This window comes from Mesorhizobium sp. USDA 4132 (assembly GCF_056279545.1).
This window is the reverse complement of record NZ_JBWCCP010000002.1, coordinates 1,492,800-1,515,676: the sequence shown is the minus strand read 5'-3', so window position 1 is coordinate 1,515,676 and position 22,877 is coordinate 1,492,800. Positions and strand designations below refer to the sequence as shown.

Genomic DNA, 22,877 nt, shown 5'->3' with positions numbered 1-22,877 from the left:
CCCACATGAAAGTCAGTGATTTCGAGAGAATGATGGCGATCGGCCTCAGCCGGCGCGCCATTCTGAAGACGAGTGCAAGCCTCGGTGCAGTGGCTGCAACGAGCGGCATGCTCGGTTTGCCTGGAGCGGCCTTTGCGCAGGATGCGTCGCTGCGCAGCCAGATCCTGCAGGTGCCGGGCGTCGGCAAAGGGTCTCCAACCGACGCCGATTGGCAGAAGGTCGGCGGGATGTGCCTGGAAGCGACGAAGAAGAGCGTGAAACAGGGCGAGTTCGCTGGCGTCCAGCTATCTTTCATGGGGCTGAACAACCAGAACCTGCATAACGTCTTGTTCCGGGGCTTCCTCAAGCCTTGGGAAGACTATACCGGCGCCAGGATCACGTGGATCGACCTCGCGCAAGCCGACTACAGTCCACGCCTGCAGCAGGCGATCGCCACGGGTACGGTCGATTTCGACCTGCTCGAAATGGGCGCGCCGTTCGAGGGCGATGTCTGCGGCAAGGGGCTGGCGTCGGAGATGCCGGACTGGGTCAAGGCCCAGATCGACATGGACGACTATGTCGACTACCTCAAGGCGCCGGTCGGCACCTGGGACGGCAAGACCTACCGCGTCTCGGTCGATGGCGATTGCCACAACTTCAACTACCGCACCGACTACTTCACCGATGCCGGCCTCGCAAAAGCCTGGAAGGACGAAGGGCACCAGGGTGAGTGGGGCGTTCCAAAGACCTGGCAGAAGGTTCAGGAGGTCACCAAGTTCCTCAAGGGCAAGACCGTCGGCGGTATGGAAGCGGTCGGCTATCTCGACGCGCCCAAGGCTTGGGGCGGTTTCGGCTTCTACTTCCTCGGCAGCCGCGCCACCGCCTATGCCAAGCATCCCAATGACAAGGCCTGGCTATTCGACACCGATACGATGAAGCCGCGGATCAACAACCCGGCATGGGTCCGCGCGATCCAGGACATCACCGACGCCCTGCCATCGGAAGCGGGCGACCAGCTCAATGCGGACCCGGGCACGACGGCCTTCCAGCAATTTCTGGCCGGCACCGGTTCCATGGTCTCCTGGTGGGGGGATGTGGGCGCAAGCGCGCGCACCAGCGATAGCTCCGTCGTCGGCGAGACCATCGGCTTCGATATTCTTCCGGGATCGGATGATGTCTACAACGCCAAGACCGGCAAATGGGAAAAGCTCGCAAGTGGGCCGAACCATGCGCCGAACATGGCCTATCTCGGATGGGGCGTCTATGTGATGGCTCGGGTCGATAGAGACGAGAAAAAGAAGAAGGCGGCATGGAGTGCGGCCGCCCATCTTGGCGGCAAGGACCTGGCGCTCTGGACGGCCGCCTATCCGTCCGGCTTCCAGTGCTATCGGAAAAGCCAGTTCAACATCAAGGAATGGGTGTCGGCCGGTTACGACGAGGCGTTCATCTCAGGCTATCTCGCTTCGCAGTCGAATTCCTACAATCACCCGAACGCTGCAATCGAGCCGCGCATTCCGGGCATCTTCCAGTATTACAGCGTCGCGGAAGACGAACTCGCCAAGGTATTCGCTGGACGGGCGACTGCCCAGGCCGGTGCCGATGCGATTGCTGCGGCGTGGGAGAAGATCACTGATCAGCTCGGCCGCGACAAGCAGCTCGCGCTCTACAAGGCCTCGCTCGGGGCCTGACATCCGCGGGGCAGTTTCGGCTGTCTCCTCAATGATCTCAGGCGGCGCGGAGTCGTGGCGCCTGAACCTCTGCCCGCTTCAGCACGCCTTTCTGCCCCAAGGGTCTTGCCTATGTCGCATACGGTTACGCCAGCCATCAGCCCCGTGAAGCGGACGCCGATCCAGCACACTGCCGCCCGACGCGGCCGGCTTTTGATCTCTGCCGCGAGCATCTTGTTATTCGCCGTCCTCGTTCTTCAGATCCTCGAAGCGGGCGGGGTTACGGCGCTCGGGCTTGTCAGCTGGCGATCGCTGCTGTTTGCCTATATCTTCTGGGCGGTGGCCTTGTGTGCGAGCCAGGTGATGATCCGCGGAGAGGCAGGCCAGCGCGCCGTTTTCGTCCTTCCAGCCATCCTCTTCACCGTTGCCATGGTGGTTTTCCCGACCGTCTTCGGGCTTTATATCGCCTTCACGGATTGGAATCTGAGCGCGGCGGCCGGCCGACGCTTCAACGGGTTGGACAATCTACGAGCGCTGTTTGCGGACGCGTATTTCTGGAACGCGCTCCTGAACATGGTCTACTACGTTCTCTCCGTACTCGTTCAATATGCCATCGCCTTCGGGCTGGCGCTCTTGCTCAACACCGAGATCAAGGCCCGAAAATTCTTCCGTGTCGCCTTTCTCCTGCCGCTGATGCTGAGCCCGGTGGCGGTCAGCTGGATGATCGGCAAGTCGCTGATGGAGTACCGGTTCGGCCCGGCCGCGACGCTCGCGCGCCATCTCGGCTGGGACAATCCGGCCTTTTTCTCAACGCCCTGGCTTGCGCGCACCGCGATCATGGCGATGGATGCCTGGGTATCGATCCCGTTCATGATGATCCTGCTGCTTGCCGGCCTTCAGGCACTTCCTTCCGAAATCAAGGAGGCGGCAAAAGTCGACGGTGCGTCCGGCTGGCAGAGTTTCAAGGAGATTACCTTTCCGCTGATGCTTCCGGTCAGCATGACGGCGGTCATCCTGCGCATTATCTTCCAGCTGAAGCTCGCCGATATCGTCATCAACGTCACCGCCGGCGGACCGGGCGGGGCGACGGATACCGTGTCGAGCTTCATCTTCCGGGAATATCGTGACCGTTCCAATGTCGGCTACGGGACCATGCTTGCGGAATTCTATCTCGTCATCATCATCATCTTCGTCGCGCTCATCCTCAAAGGGGCGAGCCGATGGATGCAACGTGAAAATTGAGGCGAAGCCCATGGCGATCACCGCTGAACCATCCGATAAGCCGGGAAGCCTTTGGTCGCGGCGCCCGCAATTCCTGACCACCAGCCTGCTGATCTATGCGGCTTTGGTCTTCTGGGCCTTCGTCTCGCTCTTTCCGATCTACTGGACGATCACGACCTCGTTCAAGACAGCGGTCAACGTCACGCAGGGGCATCTGATCCCGTTCGTGGACTTCACGCCGGACTGGAGAGGCTGGCGTTCGCTCGGCCTCTCGCCGGATACGATCCTTACGCCATCAACCGTGCGGGACGAGTTCCTCCGCCGGTTTTTCAACAGTATCGTGGCGTCCGCCGGGGCCTCGTTCCTGGCGGTGCTCATTGGGTCGCTGGCGGCCTACGGGCTCAGCCGGTTCACCTACAAGTTCCTTTGGATGGCGAACAAGGACATTTCCTTCTTCTTCCTGTCGCAGTTGATCCTGCCGCCGGTCGTGCTCGCCATGCCGTTCCTGGTTCTCTACAAAAACCTGCTGCTGCTCGATACACTGATCGGTCTGATCCTCGTCTATACGCTCATGGTACTGCCAATCGTGATCTGGATCATGCGCGACCAGTTCGACACGATTCCGGTCGAGCTGGAACAGGCGGCATTGATGGATGGCTGCTCGATCTGGGGCGCTTATCTGCGGATCGTTCTGCCGATCGCGCTGCCCGGCATGGTGGCAGCTTTCATCCTTTCGGTCATTCTGTGCTGGAACGAATATTTCTTTGCTGCGCTGCTGACGAGTTCGAATGCCAAGACACTGCCGGTGATGGTGGCCAGCCAGACGGGGTCGCAGGGGATCAACTGGTGGTCGATGGCCGCCATCGCCACGGCCGCGATCATGCCGCTGGTCCTCGTCGGAATCTTTCTGGAGCGCTATATCGTCAAGGGGCTGACGGCGGGCGCCGTCAAATAAATCGTATTGAGGAGGACATTTTGCTCAAGAATATTCATCCGGCGCTGAACGCCGACGTGCTGCACGCGCTTCGCTCCATGGGGCATGGCGACACGCTGGTCGTCTCCGACACCAACTTCCCGAGCGACAGCGTCGCCCGACAGACGGTCGTCGGCCGGCCGCTCAGCATTGCCAATCTCTCGGCTCGTGACGCGATCCGTGCCATTCTCTCGGTGCTGCCGCTCGACACGCCGCTCCAGAATTCTGCCGGTCGCATGGAAGTTATGGGCGCGCCGGGCGAAATTCCGACGGTGCAAAGCGAGGTGCAGGCGGAGATCGACCGAGCGGAAGGCAGGCATTCGCCCATGTACGGCATCGAGCGCTTCGCTTTCTACGATTTGGCCAAGAAGGCCTATTGCGTGATCTCGACCGGTGAAACCCGCTTTTATGGCTGCTTCCTGTTCACCAAGGGTGTCATCCCACCTGCAGGCGTGTGAGGTTTCGGCATGGGAACCGGAATTTCCATTCTCGGCATTTTCGTCGCCGATACGGCCTATCTCGCGCCACGCATGCCGACCGTGGGTGAGACCATCGCCGGCAGCGGCTTTTCCGTCGGGCCGGGCGGCAAGGGATCCAATCAGGCGGTGGCTGCCGCGCGGGCAGGGGCTGACGTGTCCTTCATCTCGAAGATCGGCCGCGATACATTCGGTGATCTGGCGCTCAAGACCTATGAGCAGGCCGGCGTGACGGCGAAGCTGACCGTCATGGACGACCAGCCGACCGGCGCTGCCTTCATCTATGTCAACGACCGTACCGGCGACAACGCGATCATCGTTTATGCCGGAGCGGCCGGCACGATCGGCCTCGAGGATGTCGAGGCAGCGCGGGGTACTATCGAGCTATCCGCCGTGTTCATCACCCAGCTAGAACAGCCTGCACCGGCCGCCCATCGGGCGCTCGAAATCGCAAGGCAGGCCGGTGTTACCACGATCTTCAACCCCGCACCCGCGGGCGCCTTTCCAGCGAAGATCTACGGGCTCTGCGACTATATCGTCCCCAACGAGACAGAAGCCGCAGCGTTGGTCGGATTTCCGCTCGAAACCCTGGAGGATGCAAAGCGCGCCGGCGATGTGCTTTTGTCGCATGGTGTCGGTACGGCGGTCATCACGCTCGGCGGGCAGGGCGTCTTGTTCCACAATGCTGGGCAATCCACTCATGTGCCCGCCGTCTCCTGCGGCCCGGTCATTGATACGACCGGTGCTGGCGATGCTTTCGTCGGCGGCTTTGCTGCAGCGCTTGCGCGGGGCGCGGCACCGCTCGATGCCGTCCGCTTCGGCTGCACCACCGCCGGCATCGCCGTCACGAGGCGCGGAACGGCCCCCGCAATGCCCACGCTTGCCGAGATTGAGGCGGTGATGGCGGGCTGACGCCGAAGTCCTGCCGGTGCAGTCGACTGAAACTTTCCAAGGCCGGTTTCGAGGTTCGGCCAGCCATGGCTGGACGAACCCGGCTGGACGCTTACGCGCGCGTTCGTACATCGGGGGAAAGGCCGGGAACCGGTCTCTCTCGCGTTCGTCATTACGAATTGGTGCGCTGCACAACAATTATAACTTTACAAATAATAATAATCTTGTGAAGTTGCATCTGTAGTGATTGAAGTGAGCCAGACCCGTGCCAGAACCGAGATTTGCCACCCGACTGAATTCTTTTGCCTCGAAGCCGAAGGCCGAATGGCCCGATCTTTCGGGCAAGCCGACAATGATGCAGATGGCGACGCGCGCAGCCAAGGTCGAAGGTCTGACGGATCTCGATCTCAACTATCCTGACCATGTTGCCGACGATCCGTCGCTTCTGGCAGGTATGATCGGCGATCTCGGCCTGGCGATCAACGGCTTCGCCATGCGTTATTATACCAATCCGGCCTTCAAGATCGGTGCCTTCACCAACCCCGATCCGGCGGTTCGCCGCGAGGCGATCGACTTGACGAAGAAAGGCATCGACGCGGCGCGCGCCGCCGGCAGCAACCTGATGACGCTCTGGCTCGGACAGGATGGTTTCGATTATGCCTTTCAGGCCAACTATCATATGTTGTGGCAACACGAAGTAGATGGAATTCGTGAAGTTTGCGCCCATGATCCCGACTGCCAGATCAGCATCGAATACAAACCGAACGAGCCACGCTCCTACAGCCTGATGCCCGATTGCGCGACCACGCTTCTTGCGATCAAGGACGTCGATATGCCTAATCTGGGCGTGACGCTGGATTTCGCCCATGTGCTCTATGCCGACGAGCAGCCGGCCTTTGCCGCTGCTCTCATCGCCCGATACAGCCGGCTCCTCGGCGTTCATCTCAACGACGGCTATGCCAAGCGCGACGACGGCCTGATGGTCGGCGCGGTGCATGCCCAGCAGACGATCGAGCTTCTGTGTCAGATCCGTAAGGACGGCTATGACGGCGCGATTTATTTCGACACGTTTCCCGATATGACCGGTCTCGATCCGGTCCACGAATGCGAGGTAAACATCCAGACCGTCAAGCGGATGCTGACGGTGGTGGATCGCCTCGAGCAGGACAACCGCCTTTCCGGGGCGATTGACCGACAGGATGCCGTATCTGCGCAGGCCGTTGTCCAAGAACTGATGCTCGGCTGAGCCGCCCGAACGCTGAATTTCTTGAAACCTTAAGAACCTTGAACCCAAGGCATGCCGAAGGCGTGCCAATCGACACCATCCGGGAGGAACCGATGAAGACCTTTATGAAGACGACCCTTGCTGCCGGCGTCGCCGCCAGCTTCCTGTTCAGCGCAGCCGTTGCGCAGGATCTCGCACCGCTGAATTCCGATACCGAAAAGAATCGCATGGACTGGTCGGAGCTTGAAGCCAAGCTCGGCCCATTCCCCAAACTGCCCGAGGGCACGAAGGCCGGAGCCGTTTCCAAGACGCTGACCAACGAATACTGGCGGTCGCTCGGCGAAGGCTATGTGTCCCTCGGCAAGAAGGTCCACGTGCCCGTCGTCTATCAGGCCGCCCAGAGCGAGGGCGACCAGCTCGGCCAGCTGACGATCGCCGAAGGTATGATCACGCAAGGCTATAACGTCCTGCTGGTCTCGCCGCAGACGGACGCCAACCTGCAGCCGGTGATCGAACAGGCCAAGGCCGCCAAGATTCCGGTCGTCAACGTCAACGACGCGGTCATCTCCCAGGCCGAGCACTATGTCGGTAACGTCCAGCGCGACAATGGCGTCCGCGTCGCCAAGTGGTTCATTAAAAACCGTCCCCAGGGCGGCAAGGTGGCGATTGTCGAAGGTCAGGCCGGTGTCTACGCTGCCGTCCAGCGCACCGACGGCTTCAAGTCGACCATCAGCGAAGGCGGCAAGTTTAAAGTCGTCGCCAGCGTTCCCGGAAACTGGGACCGTCAGACGTCCTACGATGCCGCTACCAACATTCTCAACCAGCATCCAGATCTCGTCGGTTTCTATGCCAACAATGACGGCATGGCGCTCGGCATCGTGGAAGCCGTCAAGGCCGCCGGCCTTGCAGGCAAGGTCGCAGTGTTCGGTACCGACGGAATTTCCGATGCCTATTCCTCGATCAAGGCAGGTGAACTGACCGGCACGGTCGACAGCTTTCCGGTCTTGACAGGCGAAGTCGCGCTCGAAACCGCGCTCCGCCTTGTCGCCGGCCAGAAGCTGCCCCGCGTCGTCGCCACGCCGCAGGCCCTCATCACCGCCGACAATCTCAGCCGCTACCAGGGTGCGAACGTCGATGTCCGCGCGGTGCTGATGGAAGATGCCAAGACGGCCAAGTAACGAACGTCGAATGGATGCCGGCCGTCAAGGCCGGCATCCGGGTTTAGTGAACGAGGTGGAACGATGATCCCCCGATTGAGATTCGAGACGATCTCCAAGAGCTTTCCCGGTGTGAACGCCCTCACCGACGTGTCGTTCGACGTTGCACCCGGCGAGATCCACGGGCTCCTTGGCGAAAACGGCGCCGGCAAATCCACCCTTCTGCGGATACTCTCCGGCGTGTTTCGCCCGACCTCCGGAATGGTCTTGATCGATGGCCAGGGCGTTGCCTTCAAGAAGCCGATGGATGCCCGCGGGGCCGGCATCGCGATGATTCACCAGGAATTGCAGCAGGTGCCGCATCTGAGTGTCGCCCAGAATATGTTCCTCGGTCATTCGCTGACCCGCATGGGGGGCCTGTTCGTCTCACGCCGCCAGCAGGAGGCGCGCGCCGCTGAAGCGTTATCGATGATCGACAGGAGCATCGATCCTGCCGCTCCAATCTCCTCCCTTAAGGTGGCGCAGCGCCAGATTGTCGAGATCGGCCGTGCGCTGCTGGACAACGCGAGGGTCGTCGCCATGGACGAGCCGACCTCCAGCTTGACGCCGACCGAGTTCGACCGCCTGGCGGAGGTGATCGCCAGCCTCTCGGCGAGAGGCGTCTCGATCATCTATGTCTCCCACAAGATGGACGAGGTTTTCCGCATCTGCCAACGCGCCAGCGTCATGCGCGACGGCAAGCTGGTCGGCAAGATCGATCTCAAGACTGCGTCGGAAAAGGACGTCATCGCGATGATGGTGGGTCGTCAATTGATGCAGGAGGAACACAATTCCTTCGTGACCGATACGGTCAAGCTCGAGGCGAAGAACCTCTCGTCGGCAACGAAGATCCGCGATGTGTCCTTCACGCTACTCAAGGGCGAAGTGCTCGGCATTGCCGGGCTCGTGGGCTCAGGCCGAACGGAACTGCTGCGGCTTTTGGCCGGCGCCGACCGTCTGAGCGCCGGATCGATCGCCATCGACGGAAAGGCAGTGCGCTTCGCCACGCCACGCGAGGCGATTGCAGCCGGCATCGGTCTTGTGCCGGAAGAACGCAAGCGGGAAGGGATCATTCCTCTGCGTCCCGTGAGCACCAACATGGCGCTCGCTTCGCTCTCGAACTTGTCCGCGGGCGGCATGATCAGCACGGGCAAGCTTCGTGCGACCGCGCAGGATTTGTTGAAGCGCGTCAACCTGAGACCGTTCCAACTGGATCGGCCGATCCGGCTATTCAGCGGAGGCAACCAGCAGAAGGCGATCATCGCCCGATGGCTGGCGGCCAAATCGCAGATCCTGCTGTTCGACGAGCCCACCCGCGGCATCGATGTCGGCGCCAAGTCCGAGATCTATCACCTGATCGAGGATCTCGCCCGCGAAGGCCATTCGATCATCGTCGTGTCCTCGGAATTGCCGGAGATTATCCGGCTCTCCGATCGCGTGCTTGTCATGCGGGAAGGTCGGGTCGCTGCCAGTATTCCACGCGACCAGCTGACAGAAAGCGCGATCGTTGCGCACGCCATTCCGGGGGCGAATGCCGGTGCGGCGGATACACGTGCCGCCCAGACCGCGTGAACCAGATAGGACATACAATGACCAGTTCGTCGAACGCTGCAGAGTCAACACCGGCCTTCCGCCGCTTCTCGTTTTCGCTGCGCGACGCGGGAACGCTGATCGGCCTCATCGTCATCATGGCGGTATTCGCCGCGCTCGTCCCGGGATTCCTGTCCGAGCGAAACCTCGTCAACATCCTTCAGCAGTCGAGCATCAATGCGTGCCTGGCGCTTGGGATGACGCTGGTGATCATTTCGGGGGGCATCGATCTGTCGGTCGGCCCGATGGCAGCGATCTCCGCCGTCATCACCGCGACCCTGCTGCTCGCCGGCACGCCGATACCCCTGGCGATCCTCGCGGGTCTCGGCGTGGGCATCGTCTGCGGCTTCATCAACGGCGCGCTCGTCGCCTATGTCGGCCTGCAGCCGTTCATCGTCACACTCGGCACGCTCAGTACCTACCGGGCCATCGCGCTCATCTATACCGGCGGCAATCCCGTCCTCGGCATTCCCTCGGGCTTCCGCTCGCTCTTCAACGGCAATCTCTTCGGCGTTCCGACGCCAGTCATTATCGTCGCGGTCGTGGCGATTGCCGCCTGGATCCTGCTCAAGAAGACACCGATCGGCGAATATCTGATGGCTGTCGGTGGCAATGAAGAGGCAGCCTATGTAGCTGGCGTTCCGATTGCGCGCACCAAGATCACAGCCTATGTCATTTCGGGCGGGCTGGCAGCGCTGGCTTCGCTGATCCTGATCGGGCGTCTTGGGGCTGCCGAGCCTATCCTCGGCAATCTATGGGAACTGGACGCGATTGCCGCTGCGGCCATCGGCGGCGCTTCCCTGATGGGCGGCAAGGGAAGCATTCTCGGCACGATCCTCGGCGCGATCATCCTTGGGGCGATGCGCAACGGTTTGACCCTGATGAATGTCCAAGCCTTCTATCAACTGCTCGCCACCGGCCTTATAATCCTCGCCGCAATGATAATCGATCGCGCGACAAGGGGACGGGGATGAACGGTGAAAGCTTCGACATGAAGGCCGTGGGACCACGCATCCGCATGATGATGCCGCTCTTGACGCCGCTCGAAGCAAAGGTCGTCGATACCGTTTTCGCCATGCGGGATTTCAGCGACGAGACGTCGCTCAAGCAGATCGCGGAGAACGCCGGCGTTTCCGAAGCCATGGTGGTCAAGATAACCAAGAAGCTCGGCTTCTCCGGCTTTCGCGACTTCCGCTCCGCCGTTAGCCAGTACAACCGGCAGCCGACGGCGGAGATGCACCAGGAACTGTCCGTGGACGATACGTCCTTGGAAATCGTCCAGAAGGTGTTTCGCACCTCGATCCACGCGCTCGAGGAAACGCTCGCTATTCTCGACATGGCAGCATTCGACCGGGCGGCGGATCTGATCCATAAGGCAGCGACGCGCGATTTCTACGGCGTCGGCGGCTCGGCGCAGATTGCCCGCGACGTGGCTCACAAGTTCTTAAGGATCGGCGTGCGCGCCAGCGTGTTCGACGATTCGCACATGATGCTGATGTCGGCCTCGCTGCTGGCGGAGGGCGATATCGCCATCGGCTTCTCCCATTCCGGCAACACGATCGCGGTGATCGAGGCGATCCAGCTCGCGCGCAGGAACGGCGCGCGCACCATTGCCATCACCAATTACGGTTCTTCGGCGCTCGCCCAGTCCGCCGATGTGGTTCTGTGTTCTACCGCGCAAGGGTCGCCGCTGATGGGCGAAAATGCTGCGGCACGCATTGCTCAGCTCAACATCCTTGACGCTATCTTCGTCGCCGTCGCCCAGCGTGACTATCGGGCAGCCGAACGCAATCTTGAACGCACCATGTCCGCCGTAACGTCCAAACGAAAAGATCGCCTCCTATGACATCTTCGCCCGTTGTCACCGTTTTCGGCAGCCTTCACTACGATATCGCCGTTTTCGGCCCGGCACGGCCCCGCAAGGGCGAGACAGTAACGGGGACGTCCTGGCATCCGAAAAGCGGCGGCAAGGGAGGCAATCAGGCGGTTTCGGCTGCGCGTACAGGGATTGCTACCTCCATGATCGGGGCGGTCGCCGATGACGACTTCGGGCGATTTCTCATCTCGAATCTCGACCGTCGGAATGTCGATCACACATTCGTTCGGCGCGACGCCTCGCAATCGACCGGCATGAGCGTCGCTATTTTCGATGACGAGGGCGACTATGGTGCGGTTATCGTGTCGGGTAGCAACCTGACGCTTGGCGAAGATGATGTCCTGGCGGCTCGCGATCTGCTCAGCCGGACAACAATTCTCGTTCTGCAAAATGAGATTCCCGATGCCGCCAACGTTGCGGCGGCAAGGACCGTCAAGCAGGCAGGCGGGTGCGTGTTGATCAATGCAGCCCCGGCACGCGCTTTGTCAAACGAGCTGCAACCCCTCATCGATATCATCGTCGTCAATGCCATCGAGGCCGAAATGCTGGCCGGCGTCCCGGTCGTTGAAACGCTCGACGGCGCCCTTGAGGCCGCACGGAAACTTGTGCGGCTCTTTCCCGAGGTTGTCGTCACCGCTGGAGGTTCGGGTGTCGCCTACGCGAACCGCGATGGAAAAGAGATCGTCATTGCGGCTGTGAGGGTGAACGTTGAAAGCACGCATGGGGCGGGAGACGAATTTATCGGCGTCCTTGCGGCGGAAATCGCGTCTGGCAAAACGATGAACGACGCGCTTCGAAAGGCGAACATGGACGCGGCAAAACTGGTTGGCACACCTGAAGCGGACCGTCTTGGGTAAAATCAGCAGGTGAAGGCCTCCGGCACCGTTCAAGCTTGCCTGTCGTACGGCTCGATGATCGCCCACCGCTTCCAGCGACGCTTTGCACCGGTAATCCCAAGAAACACATGGCCGCCGGTGTTGGTCAGCTGGTACGCAACCTGAACTCAGCTCGCCAGGAATGCTTAGAAAATCTAACGCATATTCCCAATCTTCTAAATTGAGCTAACCGCTTTTCACTCCTACTGTCTGGTTACAAGCCGTTTGTGGGAGGCGGCCGAGAGGGGCGCAGGCAGGTTGCCGCGTTCTCCGGGAGGAGACTTTATCATCGCTGGAACCGCATTCGCCGGAGGGGCAGCCATGCCCCGCAATCCGGGAGCGGTTGTTATCGATCGGTCTCCGGCCGGGCTCTGTGCAAAAGATATTCCCCAGCCGAGGATGTTGAAATGAATCTGTATTCACTGCTTTCGCTTCGTGCCGCCGATGGACGTCCGGTCAGGGTCGGCCTGATCGGTGCCGGCAAGTTCGGGTCGATGGTGCTCGCCCAGGCCCAGCGCATTGCCGGCCTGCACATGGTTGCCGTGGCCGATCTCGATGTCGGAAAGGCCAAGGAATCCATGCAGCGGGTTGGCTGGGCCAAGGAACGCTACAGCGCGACCAGCGCTGGCGATGCCGTCAAGAACGGCACGACCTTCATCACCGATGATGTCAAGGCGCTGTTCGAATGCGGCGAGATCGAATGCGTCATCGAGGCGACAGGCCATCCGATTGCCGGCACCCGCCATGCGCTGGGCGCGATCGAGCACAACAAGCATGTGGTGATGGTCAATGTCGAAGCCGACGTCATGGTCGGCCCGATCCTGGCCGAGAAGGCTCGCGCCAAGGGGCTCATTTATTCCATGGCCTACGGCGATCAGCCGGCGCTGATCTGCGAACTGGTCGACTGGGCACGCGCCACCGGCTTCGAGATTACCGCCGCCGGCAAGGGCATGAATTTCGAGCCGCGCTATCGTTATTCCACACCGGATACGGTCTGGGGTCTGTTCGGCTGGACGGAGGAACAGGTCGCCGCGGACAACCTCAACCCGAAGCTCTACAATTCCTTCACCGACGGCACCAAGGCCGCGATCGAAATGGCTGCGGTCGCCAATGGCACCGGCCTGGATTGCCCGGATGATGGCCTGGCCTTCCCGCCCGCTGGCCTCCACGATCTCGCCCGCGTCTTCCGCCCGGCATCCGACGGTGGCCGCATGGCGCGTTCGGGTCTGGTCGACATTGCCGCCAGCCAGGAGCCGGACGGCCGCGAGGTGTTCAACAACATCCGCTACGGCGTGTTCGTCACCTTCAAGGCGCATAACGAATATGCCCGGTCCTGCTTCAAGCAATATGGCCTGCTGACCGATCCGTCGGGCTGGTATGCCTCGATGTGGCGTCCGTTCCACATCATCGGCCTGGAGACCTCGATCAGCGTCCTGTCCGCCGTGCTGCGCAACGAGCCGACCGGTTGCTCCAAGGAATTCCGCGGCGATGCGGTCGCGACCGCCAAGAAGGACATGCAGCCCGGCGAAATGCTGGATGGCGAGGGCGGTTATGCCGTCTGGGCCAACGCCATTCCGGCAACCCGCAGCCTTGATCTCAAGGCCCTGCCGATCGGCCTTGCCCATAACGTCAAGCTCAAGCGGCCGATCAAGAAGGACCAGATCGTCTCGTTCGACGACGTCGAGATCGTCAATGACCTCGACGTGGTGAAGCTGCGCCAGGAAATGGAAGGTAGCTTCCGCCCGGCCAAGAGCGCGGCAGCGTGAGCACGGGTGACCAGATGAGCGCGCCAGCCTTTGTCGTGATCGCGGAATTCCAGGTGAAGCCCGGCAAGATGCCGGCTTTCCTGGAAGCTGCGCGGGATGACGCCAGGCACTCTACCGCAGATGAGCCTGGTTGCCGGCAGTTCGACGTGATCTGCCCTGAAGGATCGGAAGATACCGCGGTGTTCTACGAGGTCTATGATAGCAGGGCCGCCTTCGACGCTCATCTGGAAACGCCGCATCTCGAGCGTTTCCGGCAGGCTTTCCCGCCGCTGATCGTCGAGGAGCGGCCGGTTCGCTTTTCACGCCGGGATTATCCGTGATGGCGGGAGACGGACAAATGACCGAGAGCATACAGCGCATTGCCGTCATCGGCACCGGTATCATGGGCGGTCCCATGGCCGGGCGTCTGGCCGAGGCAGGTTTTGTGGTCTCGGCCTGGAACCGGACGCCGGAAAAGGCGGCGGCATTGACCGGCCGCGGCGTGGTCACGGCACCGGATGCCGTCGCTGCCGCAGCGGACGCCGACGTGGTGATCTGCATGCTGAGTTCCGGCCCCGTCTGCGAAACGGTGCTGATGGGCGAACATGGCGTCATCTCCGCCATGCGGCCGGGAGCGATCCTTGCCGTCATGAGCTCCATTCCGGTGGAGACCGCCGTGGCCCTGGCCAAGGTGGCCGCCGATCACGGTGTGGCTTGTGTCGATGCGCCGGTTTCGGGTGGCGAGAAGGGTGCCAGGGAAGGAACGCTTGCGATCATGGCTGGCGGGGATGCCGCAGTCGTCGATCGGCTGCATCCGGTCTTCGCTCCTCTCGGGCGGGTGACCCATGTCGGCCCGGCGGGCAGCGGCGCGCTGACCAAGCTTGCCAATCAGTTGATCGTCGCCTCGACCATCTGCGCGGTGGCCGAAGCGCTGACGCTCGCCAAGCGTGGCGGCGCCGATCCGGTCAAGGTGCGCGAGGCTCTGCTCGGTGGGTTCGCCGACTCCACGGTGTTCCGCCAGCACGGCCTGCGCATGGTGGAAGGCAATTTCCAGCCCGGTGGGCCAGCGAAATATCAGGTGAAGGACACATCGACGGCGCTGGCCTTTGCGCGCAGCCGTGGGTTGATACTTCCGGTCAGCGAGGAGGTTGATCGGCTTTTTCAAGCCATGGTGGACGATGGTGACGGCGATCTCGATCACAGCGGCGTCATTCTTCAATTGCAACGCATGAACCCGGGCGGAGGCTAGTCCGCCTGACATCCAGTTGAGACTATCAAAAGGGAGGAATGAAAATGAAACACTTCGCACTTCGCAGCCTGTTGGCCGCCGCTACCATGCTGACCGCCTCGATCGTCCAGGCTGCGACGCTGACCTTGTCTACGCCCGATCCAGACAATTCCGAAATCACCGTTGCCGCCAACAAATTCGCTGAACTCGTGGCCGCCAAGACCAACGGCCAACTGACCGTCAAGGTCTTTCCGAACGGCACGCTCTATGGCGGCGATCCCTCCGGCGCCGTAAAGCAGCTGGCCGGCGGTTCGCTCGATATGCTGCTCCTTGCAACCTCGCTCTATGCCAACTTCAATCCGAAGTTCTCGGCGATCTCCATCCCCTACGTCTTCGACAACGAGGCGCAGCTGCGCAGCTATCTCTCGGGCGCGCCGGGCCAGGAGCTGATCACTGATCTCGAAAAGATCGGCATCAAGGGTATCAATCTCTGGCCGCGTCCGTTCCGCCAGATGACCAATTCCAAGCTTGCGATCACGAAGCCTCAGGATCTGTCGGGGCTGAAGTTCCGCGTGCCTAACAATCCGCTCTGGGTCGAATTCTTCAAGAAGATGGGTGCTGCGCCGACGCCCCTTGCTTTCGCGGAGGTTTACAACGCCCTGCAGCTGAAGGTCGTCGACGGCCAGGAAAACCCGATCAACGTGCCGCTCAGCGCCAAGTTCTACGAGGTGCAGAAATATGCTTCGATCACCAATCACATGGGTGACGGCTGGGTGCTGGGCATCAATCCGGCGAAATTCGAGGGATTGAGCGAAGCGCATAAGAAGGCGCTTGCGGAGGCGGGCAAGGAAGCGGAGGCCTGGAAGGTCGCAAACGACGCCGCAACGGCGGAGACTACCATCGCGGAGTTGCAGAAGCACGGTATGGAAATCAACCGCCTGACGCCCGAGCAGCAAAAGGCGTTCGTGGCGATCTCGAAGGGCCTTTACCCGGTCTTTGCCGGACTGGTGAAAGACCAGGCCTTCTTCGACAAGACCATCGCCTTCGTCGGAAAGAACTGATCCTTCGTCCCAAGCCGGACCGGTACAGCACCGGTCCGGACAGGAGAATAAGCCATGGTTAAAAACAGTTCTCTCTTAAACAAGATCATCAAGGGCATGACCGATGTCGTCGCCGGCATCGCCGTGTTCGGTGTGCTGATCGTCGTCCTTCTCCAGGTCGCAAGCCGTCTTCTCGGCGTTCCGGTCTCATGGACCGAGGAGGCTACGCGTTATCTTTTCGTGTGGATGATCTTCCTGGGACTGGCGGCGGGCTTTCGCACGGTGGAAACCGCGCGCGTGGTTGTCTTTCTGGCGATGCTGCCGCGCGCGGTCCAGCGGCTCTCGGTGCCGATCTATGTGACGACATCGGTCATCTTCTTCGTCCTGACCGGATGGACCGGTTATCATCTGGTCAAGCAGCAGTTCATGATGAACGAAACCACGGCCACGCTGATCGTGCCCATGTGGGTGATCGGCCTCATCATGCCTCTTAGCTCCGTCTTGGCAGTACTTGCCATCTCCGAATCCTTACGGACACGCCGCGACCTCATTGAAATTTCCGATCCCGCCCAAGGCATGCCGGAAATCACGCTCGCCGAAACTGTACTGCCCAAACCGGAGAAGCAGCCATGAGCCTCGTTCTTCTTGTCCTTTTCCTGGTGATGAGTGCGTTTGGCGTTCCGCTTGCCGTTGCTCTAGGCCTCGCCAGCGTGCTGGCCATCGTGGTCTTTACCTCGACGCCGATCGATCTTCTGGCGCAAAGCATGTTCTCGGCGATGAATTCGTTCCTGCTGGTCGCGGTGCCGCTGTTCATTCTGGTCGGGGTGCTGATGGAGCGCGGCCACGTTGCCGAAAAGCTCTTCGACTTTGCTGAAGCCATCGTCGGCTGGCTGCCGGGCGGACTCGGCCATGTGAACGTGGCGTCGTCCGTCATTTTCGGCGGCGTGTCCGGGTCGTCTGTTGCCGATATTGCTTCCATCGGCGCAATCGAGATCAAGGCGATGGAGCGCCATGGATTTCCCAAGGGTTATGCCGTGGGGATGACGCTCTGTACCTCCACCCTCTCGTCGATCATTCCGCCGTCAATCCTGATTGTGATTGCGGGATCGATCGCCAATGCCTCCATCGGCACGCTGCTGGTCGCGGGCCTCATACCCGGCCTGTTTATCGCGCTGATGTTCATGGTGTTTAACCATTTTTACGCGGTAAGGTACGGCTACAACCCGTCCAAGCCGTTCAACATGCGCCTGGTGGTGACGACGGGCATCGCGGCCATCCTGCCGATGCTGACGCCCGTCATTCTGCTGATCGGTATCGTCGATGGCTATTTCACGCCAACGGAAGCAGCCGGTATCGCCGTGCTCTATACCCTGTTTCTATCGGTCATCCTTTACCGCACAATTTCGCCGCGTGAACTGCCCACGATCTTCATCGAAACGGCACGGACCTCGGGCACGATCCTCTTCATTGCCGCCACCGCCAAATTGGCCGCCTGGGTCTTCACTTTCGACGGTCTGCCGGCGCAGGTGGCGACGTTCCTCGCCGCGATCAGCACCGGTCCGACCATGGTTCTCGTCCTGATCTTTCTGTTCCTGATCGTCGTGGGCATGTTCATGGATGCCATCGCCGCCATGTTCATCCTGATCCCGGTGCTGATGCCGTCGGCCGTCTCCCTCGGGGTCGATCCGATTCACTTCCTGATCGTCATGGTCATCACCCTGACGCTTGGTCTGGTGACGCCGCCGGTCGGGGTTTGCCTGTTTGCCGTGGCGCAAGTGGCGAAGATGTCGATCGAGGATGTGATCAAGGGCTCGCTTGCACCAATGTCCATCCTGGTCGGGGCCATTCTCGCACTGGTGCTGTTCCCGCAGCTGACGCTGACGCCCATCCGGCTGCTGGGCCTCTACTGAAGCGGCAGCGAAATACGAGCGATCCCGTGGCGGCCCTCGGCCCTTACGGGATCTGCCGTCAGGAGACAGCGTCGCGCTGGGCAGCCTGCCAGACATCCCGCTCGGCACGCAGCCAATCGAGAAAGATCCGCACTTTCTTCTGACGCAGATGGTCCCGCGGGCAGACGATCCACTGTGTGACAATGCGGATTTCCGGTGGCGCTGCGACCGGGCAGACCAGCCGCCCGCTCTTCAATTCGTCGCCCATCATCAGCGTGCTCTCCAGGGCAATGCCCATGCCGCGTATCGCGGCGTCGATCGCCATATGGCTGCGGTCAAAGAGAATCCGTGACCAGCGCTCCTGCGGCGCAACCTCGGTCAGCTGAAACCAGGTCGTCCATTGCGCCTGTGACTTGACCGAATGGATCAGGCGGTGATCGAGCAGGTCCTGCGGCTGGAGGCTGCCTGCTGCGGCATAACCGGGCGAGCAGACCGGCATGAACTGTTCGTCGGCGATACCTTCCACGAACAGTCCCGGCCAGCGTCCATTGCCGTGGCGGAGTTCAATGTCCACCAGTTCCTGGTTAAAATCGGTAGGCTCATTGGTGCCGTCAAGGCGAACTTCGAGATCGGGGTGCTGGTCGAGCAGCTTGCCGAGCCGTGGCAGCAGCCACTTGTTGGACAACGTGGGGGTAGCGCGAACAGTCAGCGTCGTGACCGAGCGAAACCCTTGGATCGTGCCGGTTGCTTCCTCGATGCGCTCGATCTGCTCGGAGATCATCGAGAAATAACGTTCGCCGGCCTCCGTCAACACGACGCCTCGGCCGGCTTTGGCAAGCAGGGAGATGCCAAGTTGAACCTCCAGCAACTGGATCTGCTGGCTGACCGCCGATGGCGTCACGCTCAGTTCAGCGGCTGCGCGTGAAATGCTGCCGGCACGAGCTGCGGCGTGAAAAACCAGGATGGCCTTGATCGGAAGCTGCATTTTCTACCTGCGCTGACGACGGCGCTGAAGCGGTGTTCGTCGTTCAGAGAATGCTGTAATCACGAATGGCCTTAATTTCGTTGAGCAAATGGACAATAAGAAGAAGGCGACGTCAAGCCGGCTTTTCCCATCGTCATAGCATCGCACCGGCCAAACGCGGGAGCCAAAGCACCAGGTCCGGGACATAGGTGATCAGGAACTAGCCACCAGCAGAGCCAGCGGGGAACGCTCAAGAATGCCGGATTGCTCGCCCCGGCTTATGAACTGGTCCACAATGTCCCGCCCGCTGTCGAAGCAGCGATCCGGATCGGCTTTCCGGTGATCGTCAAGCCGGTGGTCGGAAGTGGAAGCACGGGCGTGCGTTTTTGTCTGGACGGTCGAGATGTTGGAGAGCAGGTGGCCCATCTGCTGTCGAGCGGCGGCGAGGGAACGGCCCGGGATGTTTTGATCGAGGAGTTCATCGTGGGATTGGAATATTCCGTCGAGACAGTTGGAGATGTCGTGCACGGCATCACCAGGAAGCCTGTCATCGCCCGGCGACCGCCTTGGCGTCGACGTGAAATGCGTCGCAGGAAGTCAAGAGACCTCGGGCGCCACAAAAGCCAGCAGCGGTTCCAAATCGTAATTATCTGCCGCTTTCAGCGCCGCGATATAGGCGGCGCGTCTCTCGCTCATCTTTTGAAGATTGGAGCCCGACGTCCAATCGATAGGTTCGGCTCCATATATCTTTTCAAGAACGACATCCGCCATGATGCGCGCATGCCGGCCATTACCGTTCGGAAACGGATGAATGAATACCAGCTTATGATGTAGCCGGACAGCCACCTCGATCGCAGAGTACGTGTTGTTATCAGCCCAATACCGGGCATCATCCATGAGCCCCCGCAGTTGGACTCCTATCTGCACGGGATCGATACCAATGTTTTTCCCCGTTTTGCGAAATGCGCCCGCCCAATCCCAAACATCGCCAAAAAGGCGCCGATGAAGCTCGATTGCAAAGTCATCGGTCAGAATATCTTTTCGGCGCATACGAGAAATCCAGCGCAGTCCAGAAGCGATGTTCGCCTGTTCGAGCTCGTCCAGCTCACTCTGCGTTTTAAGATGCTTAAATTTCAGCCCGCCGATTTCGTTTGGGTCGAGAGGGGTCGCACCATCGGGATATACGAACTCAAAGGTCACTTATCCTCCCAGAAATCGGAGGGCATCTGGTACATCAGCTCGTTCATCAGGCGCGCGACTTCCTGCTGGGTCAGGCTGTGCGAAACAGTTTGGTCTTCCAACGCCATATGCTTTGCGGCCCTACCGACGATCGCTTGTGCTTTTTTCCTGGCCTGGGCGATAATGACATTTTCGATCGTCTGAGGTGGGACAAAGGCGTAGACGAAGCGGCAACCCATCGCTTCTGCGATCGCCTCCATGGACTTCAAGGTCACACCGCCATCAAGCTCGGCTTTTTCGGCCTGCGCGATGCGCGAGCGCGTGACGCCCATTTTCTTGGCGAGTTGCGCGCCCGACATGCCCAAAGCTCTGCGCACGGTTCGGATCCAGCCTTCAGCGGGTCTCTCGATATCGTTTCCATGCGCCGTATCTACAATCGCCTGATACTGCCGACGTACGGTTTGCTTCACGCTCATTGGAGACTCGTATATTGACGGATTAAATCATCTCGTCAATAAAAAGCTATACAATCTGTGACAAAATGTCAATATATTTATTGACGCTCTTGGTGCGTCACTTATAATGGCCTTCACTGGAGACGACCAAGCTGTTCTTCCTCGTTGGCAGTCGCCCCGTCTCGCTGCTGACCTGCGAGGCGATCGCTGAATTGAACGAGGCTTTTCCAAGCGAAGCGATCGCGATCATGGCGGTGGCGGCTTCCCGGCGAATTTTTCGCGTGCTCCTGCGTGGTGGCGATCGAGCGCCTGGCGAGCCGTGCTTGCCTATCCGGACGCTGCGGAGATCCTGCGGCGTATGCTGTCCCAGGCATGACTGCCTTAGCTCCCTCGCGCCCGGCGTTGCCGCTATCTGATGAAGAGCAGAATGCCATGGGGCGGGTTATCAGGCTGATCATCATATTGAAGAGACAATGACGGTAACGCCAGGCATTGGCAGAAAATGCAATCTTTTTGTCATTCCCGCCACAAGACTCGTTCGATACCTTGGCGATGGCTGTAATGCAGATCGGAGCGCCGGACGTTGGCGCGCTATCTTCTCATCATAGGTCGTGCGCGATTATGCAAGCCTGGCCGGCCTTGCTCCGGACTATGGGAGATCGCCAAAGGTTGAGCGCCGCGAGCCTTGAGGGAAACAGTCTTTTTCCTTCACCTTGGACGAGGACACGGAATGATCGACACTGAATATAGGGTTCGCCTTGCGGAGCCTCGGGAACTTGGCGCCACGGCCGCTCTCGTCACCGACGCTTTCGCGCAATATCGCGGAGTTTTGCCCGCCCACATCTTCGATCCCTATTTGAGAGACTCGCGCGACTTCACGAGCCGGTGGGGGCAGGCGGATATTGCGGTGCTTGAGATGCAAGGGCGGCTCGTTGGAACGGTCACCTATTACGCAGAGGCGTCGCGCGAGGGAATGGGGTGGCCTTCCGGTGTTGCGGGGCTTCGAACATTGGCCGTCGCGCCCTCCGCTCACGGACGTGGCTACGGTCGGGCACTTTGTTTGTGGTGCATAGGACGCGCCCAACAAGATGGAGCACGTGCTCTCACGCTGCACACCGCCGAGTTCATGATGGCGGCGTGCAAACTGTATGAGGGCCTTGGTTTTCGCAGATGCCCTTCGCACGACGTGACGGCGTCGAATGTTCTCGGGTTCAGTCCCGGTCTGACCGATCAGAAGATCATAGCGTACGCCCTGCCACTCAAGGACGCCGGATAGGCGCCTGGCTACTGACCGCCAGACGGTCTGCAGCCGCACCTGACGCCGTTGTGGCCGGCCCGCCGCATACCACTGAAAGGAAAGGAGACGAGACCATGCCGAAGTTTATCACAATCGGATATGGCGACCCGGCTGGCTATGATCGCACGCCCGGACCCGTCAAAGACGTAGCACATGCCCAGGACGCAAAACTGCGGTCCGAGGGCGCCGTGATCGGGATCGCCGGCACACCGGTGCAGGTCCGCAATCCCGAGGCGCGCGGGGTGGAAACCCGTGATGGACCGTTCATGTCGTCAGCCCTCCCGATTGCGGGATTTGCCGTCATCGAGGCCACCGACCTGGCCGACGCCATAGAGAAGGTTTCCCACGTACCGTGCGCGATTGCACACGGCGTCGTTGAAGTTTGGCCCCTGAAAGAAGTACCCTGATCAGAGCTCATTATTCAAGATACAGGAGATTGGATATGTCGAATCTCGAACGGCAGATTTATGGGCTCAGCCAGCCTGGCGCGCCCGCTCATTTCTCTGCCGACGTCCACACGCGGATGAACGAGACACCGCGAAGTCCAGCGCTGCTGACCTGTTCCACGAAACTATCGGTGACATAGACAGCCGAAGCCCGCATCGGCAGTTTGAAGAGCTGTGCGGCTCCAATTTTCTCCCTCCTGAAGATATGACGCTCGATATCGAGAATGTCTCCGTTGTCGAAATAGGCGATGCGTGACTGTTCATGATCGAGGGCGTCGAGGACCGTCGTGGTGTTGAAAAGCCAAACCTCTTCCCCCTTCATGGGCAGAAGCTGCCCATGCTCTGCGAGAACCGGCGCCAGTGCGTCGACTGCGGGTCTTTTCAGGATCGGCGCGTGCTCGCCTAACCAGGGGAAATCGGAATAGGTCCGATCCGCCGTGTCCAGTTTCATGACAGGAGCGATCCAATCCTGAATGACGCGCCCATCCATCGCAGAGAAGGTCTCATAGTCGTCATCATCGGCCGGGAATATCCACTCCTGACCTTCGATGACCTCGAACTTGTAGACTGTCGGCGGCATCGCGCGTTTCTCCTGGCGGTCAATGGTCAGAACTGGCCGATCAGGCAGCGCGAAGGCTGGCGCGACCAATGTCGAAGGTCGTGCA

23 protein-coding genes and 1 pseudogene are annotated in these 22,877 nt (G+C 60.5%); 20 read left to right on the top strand and 4 right to left on the bottom strand.

Features of this window, described 5'->3' with window-relative positions; all coding sequences use genetic code 11:
- Positions 1 to 5: 5 nt before the first annotated feature.
- From ACZ9IU_RS29865 to ACZ9IU_RS29785, 17 genes are all read left to right on the top strand, one after another.
- Positions 6 to 1,667: an ABC transporter substrate-binding protein gene (locus ACZ9IU_RS29865; RefSeq protein WP_040124189.1), complete on the top strand. Its 1,662-nt coding sequence runs from the start codon at positions 6 to 8 to the stop codon at positions 1,665 to 1,667.
- A 111-nt stretch (positions 1,668 to 1,778) separates the two neighbouring features.
- Positions 1,779 to 2,888 carry a carbohydrate ABC transporter permease gene (locus tag ACZ9IU_RS29860; protein WP_040124190.1) on the top strand — a complete coding sequence of 370 codons (1,110 nt, stop codon included), beginning with the start codon at positions 1,779 to 1,781 and terminating at the stop codon, positions 2,886 to 2,888.
- Positions 2,889 to 2,898: 10 nt separating this feature from the next.
- Positions 2,899 to 3,822: a carbohydrate ABC transporter permease gene (locus tag ACZ9IU_RS29855; protein ID WP_040124192.1), complete on the top strand. Its 924-nt coding sequence runs from the start codon at positions 2,899 to 2,901 to the stop codon at positions 3,820 to 3,822.
- A gap of 20 nt (positions 3,823 to 3,842) precedes the next feature.
- The gene (locus ACZ9IU_RS29850) at positions 3,843 to 4,298 is read left to right on the top strand and encodes an RbsD/FucU family protein (RefSeq protein ID WP_040124194.1); all 456 of its coding nucleotides are present in this window, start codon (positions 3,843 to 3,845) and stop codon (positions 4,296 to 4,298) included.
- A 9-nt stretch (positions 4,299 to 4,307) separates the two neighbouring features.
- The gene (gene rbsK / locus ACZ9IU_RS29845) at positions 4,308 to 5,228 is read left to right on the top strand and encodes a ribokinase (RefSeq protein WP_040124196.1); all 921 of its coding nucleotides are present in this window, start codon (positions 4,308 to 4,310) and stop codon (positions 5,226 to 5,228) included.
- Positions 5,229 to 5,472: 244 nt separating this feature from the next.
- Positions 5,473 to 6,453 carry a TIM barrel protein gene (locus ACZ9IU_RS29840; protein WP_040124197.1) on the top strand — a complete coding sequence of 327 codons (981 nt, stop codon included), beginning with the start codon at positions 5,473 to 5,475 and terminating at the stop codon, positions 6,451 to 6,453.
- A 92-nt stretch (positions 6,454 to 6,545) separates the two neighbouring features.
- Positions 6,546 to 7,610, top strand: a complete 1,065-nt coding sequence (locus tag ACZ9IU_RS29835; RefSeq protein WP_040124198.1) for a sugar ABC transporter substrate-binding protein — start codon at positions 6,546 to 6,548, stop codon at positions 7,608 to 7,610.
- 63 nt (positions 7,611 to 7,673) lie between these two features.
- Positions 7,674 to 9,200 carry a sugar ABC transporter ATP-binding protein gene (locus tag ACZ9IU_RS29830; RefSeq protein ID WP_040124199.1) on the top strand — a complete coding sequence of 509 codons (1,527 nt, stop codon included), beginning with the start codon at positions 7,674 to 7,676 and terminating at the stop codon, positions 9,198 to 9,200.
- Positions 9,201 to 9,217: 17 nt separating this feature from the next.
- Positions 9,218 to 10,192, top strand: coding sequence for an ABC transporter permease (locus ACZ9IU_RS29825; protein WP_040124200.1), 975 nt, complete (start codon positions 9,218 to 9,220; stop codon positions 10,190 to 10,192).
- Complete coding sequence (locus ACZ9IU_RS29820; protein ID WP_040124202.1) at positions 10,189 to 11,064, top strand: MurR/RpiR family transcriptional regulator; 876 nt, start codon at positions 10,189 to 10,191, stop codon at positions 11,062 to 11,064. The genes ACZ9IU_RS29825 and ACZ9IU_RS29820 overlap by 4 nt, the downstream gene beginning before the upstream one ends.
- Positions 11,061 to 11,951 (top strand): ribokinase, encoded by an 891-nt coding sequence (locus ACZ9IU_RS29815; protein ID WP_040124204.1) that lies wholly within the window; start codon positions 11,061 to 11,063, stop codon positions 11,949 to 11,951. The genes ACZ9IU_RS29820 and ACZ9IU_RS29815 overlap by 4 nt, the downstream gene beginning before the upstream one ends.
- 425 nt (positions 11,952 to 12,376) lie before the next feature.
- Positions 12,377 to 13,735 carry an NAD(P)H-dependent oxidoreductase gene (locus tag ACZ9IU_RS29810; RefSeq protein WP_040124206.1) on the top strand — a complete coding sequence of 453 codons (1,359 nt, stop codon included), beginning with the start codon at positions 12,377 to 12,379 and terminating at the stop codon, positions 13,733 to 13,735.
- A gap of 14 nt (positions 13,736 to 13,749) precedes the next feature.
- Positions 13,750 to 14,055 carry a putative quinol monooxygenase gene (locus ACZ9IU_RS29805; protein ID WP_040124207.1) on the top strand — a complete coding sequence of 102 codons (306 nt, stop codon included), beginning with the start codon at positions 13,750 to 13,752 and terminating at the stop codon, positions 14,053 to 14,055.
- Positions 14,056 to 14,072: 17 nt separating this feature from the next.
- Complete coding sequence (locus ACZ9IU_RS29800) at positions 14,073 to 14,963, top strand: NAD(P)-dependent oxidoreductase (RefSeq protein ID WP_040124208.1); 891 nt, start codon at positions 14,073 to 14,075, stop codon at positions 14,961 to 14,963.
- A gap of 44 nt (positions 14,964 to 15,007) precedes the next feature.
- Complete coding sequence (locus tag ACZ9IU_RS29795) at positions 15,008 to 16,003, top strand: DctP family TRAP transporter solute-binding subunit (RefSeq protein WP_040124210.1); 996 nt, start codon at positions 15,008 to 15,010, stop codon at positions 16,001 to 16,003.
- 54 nt (positions 16,004 to 16,057) lie between these two features.
- The gene (locus ACZ9IU_RS29790) at positions 16,058 to 16,615 is read left to right on the top strand and encodes a TRAP transporter small permease (RefSeq protein ID WP_040124211.1); all 558 of its coding nucleotides are present in this window, start codon (positions 16,058 to 16,060) and stop codon (positions 16,613 to 16,615) included.
- Positions 16,612 to 17,892: a TRAP transporter large permease gene (locus ACZ9IU_RS29785; protein ID WP_040124213.1), complete on the top strand. Its 1,281-nt coding sequence runs from the start codon at positions 16,612 to 16,614 to the stop codon at positions 17,890 to 17,892. Before ACZ9IU_RS29790 ends, ACZ9IU_RS29785 begins: the two co-directional genes overlap by 4 nt.
- Before the next feature lie 58 nt (positions 17,893 to 17,950).
- Here ACZ9IU_RS29785 and ACZ9IU_RS29780 read toward each other — a convergent pair whose 3' ends face one another.
- Entirely contained in the window at positions 17,951 to 18,856 is a 906-nt protein-coding gene (locus ACZ9IU_RS29780; RefSeq protein WP_040124214.1) for a LysR substrate-binding domain-containing protein, read from the bottom strand.
- A gap of 243 nt (positions 18,857 to 19,099) precedes the next feature.
- On the opposite strand from ACZ9IU_RS29780, the pseudogene ACZ9IU_RS29775 reads away from it, so the two are divergent.
- Positions 19,100 to 19,294: pseudogene (locus ACZ9IU_RS29775) on the top strand (ATP-binding protein); the annotation flags it as partial.
- A gap of 138 nt (positions 19,295 to 19,432) precedes the next feature.
- Here the strand turns inward: ACZ9IU_RS29775 and ACZ9IU_RS29770 are convergent.
- Positions 19,433 to 20,035: a mobile mystery protein B gene (locus ACZ9IU_RS29770; RefSeq protein ID WP_040124217.1), complete on the bottom strand. Its 603-nt coding sequence runs from the start codon at positions 20,033 to 20,035 to the stop codon at positions 19,433 to 19,435.
- Positions 20,032 to 20,490: a mobile mystery protein A gene (locus tag ACZ9IU_RS29765; RefSeq protein WP_040124219.1), complete on the bottom strand. Its 459-nt coding sequence runs from the start codon at positions 20,488 to 20,490 to the stop codon at positions 20,032 to 20,034. The genes ACZ9IU_RS29770 and ACZ9IU_RS29765 overlap by 4 nt, the downstream gene beginning before the upstream one ends.
- Before the next feature lie 709 nt (positions 20,491 to 21,199).
- Here ACZ9IU_RS29765 and ACZ9IU_RS29760 point away from each other — a divergent pair.
- Together ACZ9IU_RS29760 and ACZ9IU_RS29755 are read left to right on the top strand one after the other, a co-directional pair.
- Positions 21,200 to 21,745 (top strand): GNAT family N-acetyltransferase, encoded by a 546-nt coding sequence (locus tag ACZ9IU_RS29760; RefSeq protein ID WP_051900318.1) that lies wholly within the window; start codon positions 21,200 to 21,202, stop codon positions 21,743 to 21,745.
- Between the two features lie 95 nt (positions 21,746 to 21,840).
- The gene (locus ACZ9IU_RS29755; RefSeq protein ID WP_040124220.1) at positions 21,841 to 22,173 is read left to right on the top strand and encodes a YciI family protein; all 333 of its coding nucleotides are present in this window, start codon (positions 21,841 to 21,843) and stop codon (positions 22,171 to 22,173) included.
- Between the two features lie 88 nt (positions 22,174 to 22,261).
- Here the strand turns inward: ACZ9IU_RS29755 and ACZ9IU_RS29750 are convergent, their stop codons facing one another.
- Complete coding sequence (locus tag ACZ9IU_RS29750; RefSeq protein ID WP_040124222.1) at positions 22,262 to 22,792, bottom strand: imm11 family protein; 531 nt, start codon at positions 22,790 to 22,792, stop codon at positions 22,262 to 22,264.
- Between the last annotated feature and the right edge of the window lie 85 nt (positions 22,793 to 22,877).

Bases quoted from the DNA above. Each gene is read 5' to 3' on its own strand.
- ACZ9IU_RS29865 (WP_040124189.1), top strand. From the start codon at position 6: ATGAAAGTCAGTGATTTCGAGAGAATGATGGCGATCGGCCTCAGCCGG.
- ACZ9IU_RS29860 (WP_040124190.1), top strand. From the start codon at position 1,779: ATGTCGCATACGGTTACGCCAGCCATCAGCCCCGTGAAGCGGACGCCG.
- ACZ9IU_RS29855 (WP_040124192.1), top strand. From the start codon at position 2,899: ATGGCGATCACCGCTGAACCATCCGATAAGCCGGGAAGCCTTTGGTCG.
- rbsK (WP_040124196.1), top strand. From the start codon at position 4,308: ATGGGAACCGGAATTTCCATTCTCGGCATTTTCGTCGCCGATACGGCC.
- ACZ9IU_RS29835 (WP_040124198.1), top strand. From the start codon at position 6,546: ATGAAGACCTTTATGAAGACGACCCTTGCTGCCGGCGTCGCCGCCAGC.
- ACZ9IU_RS29830 (WP_040124199.1), top strand. From the start codon at position 7,674: ATGATCCCCCGATTGAGATTCGAGACGATCTCCAAGAGCTTTCCCGGT.
- ACZ9IU_RS29825 (WP_040124200.1), top strand. From the start codon at position 9,218: ATGACCAGTTCGTCGAACGCTGCAGAGTCAACACCGGCCTTCCGCCGC.
- ACZ9IU_RS29820 (WP_040124202.1), top strand. From the start codon at position 10,189: ATGAACGGTGAAAGCTTCGACATGAAGGCCGTGGGACCACGCATCCGC.
- ACZ9IU_RS29815 (WP_040124204.1), top strand. From the start codon at position 11,061: ATGACATCTTCGCCCGTTGTCACCGTTTTCGGCAGCCTTCACTACGAT.
- ACZ9IU_RS29810 (WP_040124206.1), top strand. From the start codon at position 12,377: ATGAATCTGTATTCACTGCTTTCGCTTCGTGCCGCCGATGGACGTCCG.
- ACZ9IU_RS29805 (WP_040124207.1), top strand. From the start codon at position 13,750: ATGAGCGCGCCAGCCTTTGTCGTGATCGCGGAATTCCAGGTGAAGCCC.
- ACZ9IU_RS29800 (WP_040124208.1), top strand. From the start codon at position 14,073: ATGACCGAGAGCATACAGCGCATTGCCGTCATCGGCACCGGTATCATG.
- ACZ9IU_RS29795 (WP_040124210.1), top strand. From the start codon at position 15,008: ATGAAACACTTCGCACTTCGCAGCCTGTTGGCCGCCGCTACCATGCTG.
- ACZ9IU_RS29790 (WP_040124211.1), top strand. From the start codon at position 16,058: ATGGTTAAAAACAGTTCTCTCTTAAACAAGATCATCAAGGGCATGACC.
- ACZ9IU_RS29785 (WP_040124213.1), top strand. From the start codon at position 16,612: ATGAGCCTCGTTCTTCTTGTCCTTTTCCTGGTGATGAGTGCGTTTGGC.
- ACZ9IU_RS29780 (WP_040124214.1), bottom strand. From the start codon at position 18,856: ATGCAGCTTCCGATCAAGGCCATCCTGGTTTTTCACGCCGCAGCTCGT.
- ACZ9IU_RS29765 (WP_040124219.1), bottom strand. From the start codon at position 20,490: ATGAGCGTGAAGCAAACCGTACGTCGGCAGTATCAGGCGATTGTAGAT.
- ACZ9IU_RS29760 (WP_051900318.1), top strand. From the start codon at position 21,200: ATGATCGACACTGAATATAGGGTTCGCCTTGCGGAGCCTCGGGAACTT.
- ACZ9IU_RS29755 (WP_040124220.1), top strand. From the start codon at position 21,841: ATGCCGAAGTTTATCACAATCGGATATGGCGACCCGGCTGGCTATGAT.
- ACZ9IU_RS29750 (WP_040124222.1), bottom strand. From the start codon at position 22,792: ATGCCGCCGACAGTCTACAAGTTCGAGGTCATCGAAGGTCAGGAGTGG.